The following is a 3698-nucleotide window of genomic DNA, read 5'->3' as shown; positions in this document are numbered from 1 at the left end:
GGTTTTGCAAAATTACGCCTCCAAAGCTATGGCAGCCTCGTTTTTGGCGTAACTTCGCAAAGCCCTTTCCCGTTAGCTGTAATCGTTCACAAACATTCTGTTCAAAATGAATTTGCAAATTAGAATTTCAAAAAATATAATTTACATTATTATTATTATTATTATTATTTCTTCAATTTTGAATTGCAAACAAATTAGCAATGAAAAACAGAATGAAAAAAATGAATATTCTTTAGAACAGAAATCTGAAATTAAAGAAATTATTTCGACAATAATTATTCCTGAACAAAATCAATTTCCTCCTTTACTTACTTTCAAGAAACCGCAAAAACTTTATATTGGAAAAAATTCAAATCTTTTAACTGATTCAATTAATGTTGATTATTTAAAAGTAAACAACTTGTTTAACGAAACAAAATTTGAAGAAATTAAAGAACAAAATAATTACGTACTTGAAAATTTAGATAAGATTCTGACAAATATAAACTTATCAAACATTGACAGCACAAAAGGTACAATTACTAAAGTTGCTTATATTCCAATAATTAATTCTAAAAATGACAACGCTTTTTTAAGGATTAAAACATTAGATTCTGGACATTTTCTTGATATAAGAGATTATTGGTTACAAAAAGAAAATTCAAAATGGAAAGTTATAAAATACGAAATGATAGCTGCACATTAGTTACGACTACAGCTAACATTGTATTGGCAAAATGCGGGGGAAAGTGCAAAATTGAAAAGCAGAAAAATTTATCCGCCGCTGCTTTTTCGTATTATTATTTTTTGTAATTTAACAATCCGAAAAAAGCATCGGCTACGTTTAGTCTAAATTGAACTTTTCGTTCCATTTAGCCCGCACTTCGCCAATACTTTTTCCGTTAGCCGTAATTTTATAAAAACAGTATGTATAAACAAATTTCTATCAGATTCATATTATTATTTTTTATTTTTTCATTCTACTCATATTCTTATGCACAAAATAAAACTAATGTAATTCTTTTTGGAACGTATCATTTTAATAACCCTGGTAATGATGCAGCAAAAACAATTGAAAAAAATATTTTGACAAAAGATAATCAGAAAGGATTAGAACAAATCACTAATACTATTATTTCGAAATATAAACCAGACCAAATTTTTGTTGAAAGTAATTTTAATGAAAAAAATCTCCTAAATAATCAATTCCAATCTTACTTAAAAAACAATTTTGACAAATATACAGACACAATAAAAAGCGAGCGCAAAAAAAGATATTATAAAGAAGGTGAAACGTTTCAACTTGCTTTTAGATTAGCGAAGAAAGCTAATAATACAGAAATCTATCCAATTGATAGCCTTATCGAGATGAGATTTGATTTATTACAAAGAGAAGTAAATGCAAATCCAGAAAAAAAGAAAATCTTTGATAAGAAAGTGTCTGATTTAGCAAAAACAACTAATGAATGTCTCGAAAAAGAATCATTGAAAGATGTTTTCATATGTTTAAATAAGCAAACTGCTTTAGATGAAAATAAAGGTTTATATATTTCTTTTATCAATAAACTAAATACTGAAAATAATTATTTTGGCTCAAATTTAATATCAAATTGGTATAAAAGAAATTTAATAATGTATTCCAATATTCAAAATCAATTGAAGCCTGAGTCTAAAAATATTTTTGTTTTGGTCGGAACAGGTCACGCAGCAATGCTAAAGGAATTTTTCAAAAATGATAGTAATTTCAATTTGATTGATTTAGAAGAAGTTTTATAAAAAAAACTACGGCTAACATTGTATTGGCAAAATGCGGGGTGAATATAAAATAGAAAATGTCAAAATATTTATCTACCGCTGCTTTTTCGTATTGATTTTTTTTATAATTTAACAATCCGAAAAAAGCATCGGCTCCACGCTGTCGAAATTGAACTTTTCGTCCAATTTAGCCCGCACTTCGCCAATACTTTTTCCGTTAGCAGAAATGTTACCAAAAATCCCGCACAAATAATGGAAAATATTGAAATTGATTTTAATCCGAATTTTGAAGATTTAACTCAAATCAGAAATTGGGCTTCACATTTGGATTCAAATTGGTCTACTATTTTTCAATCATTTAATAATAAAGAATTGATAATTGCAAAACGTCAAAATCAAGTTGTAAGTTATTTTGCTTGTCAAAAAGATTCTGCAACAATTTTTATTTCTCTAGCGGAAACAAAACTTGAATTTCAAAAAAAAGGAATTGCAAACAAAATACTAAATAGATTAACTGATAAATTCAAAAACTCGGAATTAAAAGCGTTTTTCTTGTATTGTTCACCTGAAGAATCTCAATATTATTGGAAAAAAATAGGTTTTGAATATTGTCCAAATGCTTATGATAAAAATAGAATATGTATGTATAAGATATTCGGAGAAGTTAAATATCCACAAAAATACAGTGATAAAAAACCAATAAATTATATTGAAATTTGGGATGAAGAATGGCCATCTCAAAATGAAAAGCCAAAATGGATTTGCGAATTAGAATTTAAAAAAGGAACAAAAGAACTTCTTAAACCTATAATGTTCTTTGGAAATTATAATTGGCACATTAACATCGTCCAAGACAAGCATTCAAGAAAAATGAGATACAAAGAACTTGACAGGAATAATGAGATTTATGACTATTTTTATATTAAAAAAATCTGAAAAAAAACACTTCTGCTAACATAGTATTTGCAAAAGGCGGGGTTGAATATATAATAGAAAAACCCGATGCATTTAGTCGCAACTTGCTTTTCATATTGTATTTTTTTGTAATTTAACAATCTGAAAAAGCAATTTGCTTCGTTCGGTCGAAATTGAACTTTTCGTCCAATTTAGCCCGCCCTTCGCAAATACTTTTTCCGTTATCTGCAAGCATATCCAAAAATCCGTATAAAAGACGGAAAATCAAAATAATAACAAAAATTTAAACGAAAACTCAAAATTTTAATCATTATGAAAAAAATCTTATTTTTAGCAATTAGCGGAATTTTTCTTTTTTCCTGCAACCAAAAAAATGAAGCAAAACCTACCGAAGTAGAAAAAGAAGCAAAAGTTGAAACTCAAAATTTTGATTGGTTACTTGGAGAATGGAAAAGGAATAACGAAGAAAAAGGAAAAGAAACTTTTGAAAATTGGAAAAAAATCAACAATTCTGAATACAACGGAATTGGATTTACTTTGAAAAATAAAGACACTTTATCAAAAGAAGAAATGAAAATTGTTGAAAAAAATGGAGAATGGAATTTAATAGTAAAAACTCGTGAAGAAAAAGAGCCGACTAAATTCAAAATGTCTGAATTAAAAAGTGATAAATTTGTTTGCGTAAACGACACAATTGATTTTCCTAAAAGAATTGAATATTGGAAAAATGGAGAAAAAATTAACGCCACAGTTTCGGGAGGAGATTTAACAATTCCATTTGAGTTTGAAAGAATGAAATAAAAAATGCCTGCAGATAACATGGGTTTTGCAAGATGCGGGGTTGAAGGAAATCTCAGAAAAATTCTAGAAAATACCCGCAAAAAACTTTTCCATTTTTTAGTTTTTTCGTAATTTTAAAAAATGGAAAAAGTTTTTGCTAGCGTTTCGTCCTCCTCTCCACTTTCGGTTCCATTTAGCCCGCACTTCGCCAATACTTTTTCCGTTATCTGCAATTTTATACCAATATTGCGGTTTTTAGAGGAAAATCA

Annotated in this window: 4 protein-coding genes; all 4 read left to right on the top strand. The window is 27.9% G+C overall.

The annotated features are described in order from the left end of the window. Nucleotides 1–106: 106 nt before the first annotated feature. The 4 genes from AC23MB_RS14090 (at nucleotide 107) to AC23MB_RS14075 (ending at nucleotide 3450) form a co-directional block, all read left to right on the top strand. Complete coding sequence (locus AC23MB_RS14090; protein WP_487787615.1) at nucleotides 107–685, top strand: hypothetical protein; 579 nt, start codon at nucleotides 107–109, stop codon at nucleotides 683–685. Between the two features lie 221 nt (nucleotides 686–906). After that, nucleotides 907–1755 (top strand): DUF5694 domain-containing protein, encoded by an 849-nt coding sequence (locus tag AC23MB_RS14085; RefSeq protein WP_487787614.1) that lies wholly within the window; start codon nucleotides 907–909, stop codon nucleotides 1753–1755. 231 nt (nucleotides 1756–1986) lie between these two features. Then, complete coding sequence (locus tag AC23MB_RS14080; protein WP_487787613.1) at nucleotides 1987–2670, top strand: GNAT family N-acetyltransferase; 684 nt, start codon at nucleotides 1987–1989, stop codon at nucleotides 2668–2670. Nucleotides 2671–2961: 291 nt separating this feature from the next. Then, a complete protein-coding gene (locus AC23MB_RS14075; RefSeq protein ID WP_487787612.1) occupies nucleotides 2962–3450 on the top strand; it encodes a DUF6265 family protein in 489 nt (162 codons plus the stop codon). The last annotated feature ends 248 nt before the right edge of the window (nucleotides 3451–3698 follow it).

It is taken from the genome of Soonwooa sp. T0.1_25 (assembly GCF_057652215.1).
The sequence above is the reverse complement of the archived record's forward strand: the minus strand, read 5'-3'. Positions and strand labels throughout refer to the sequence as shown.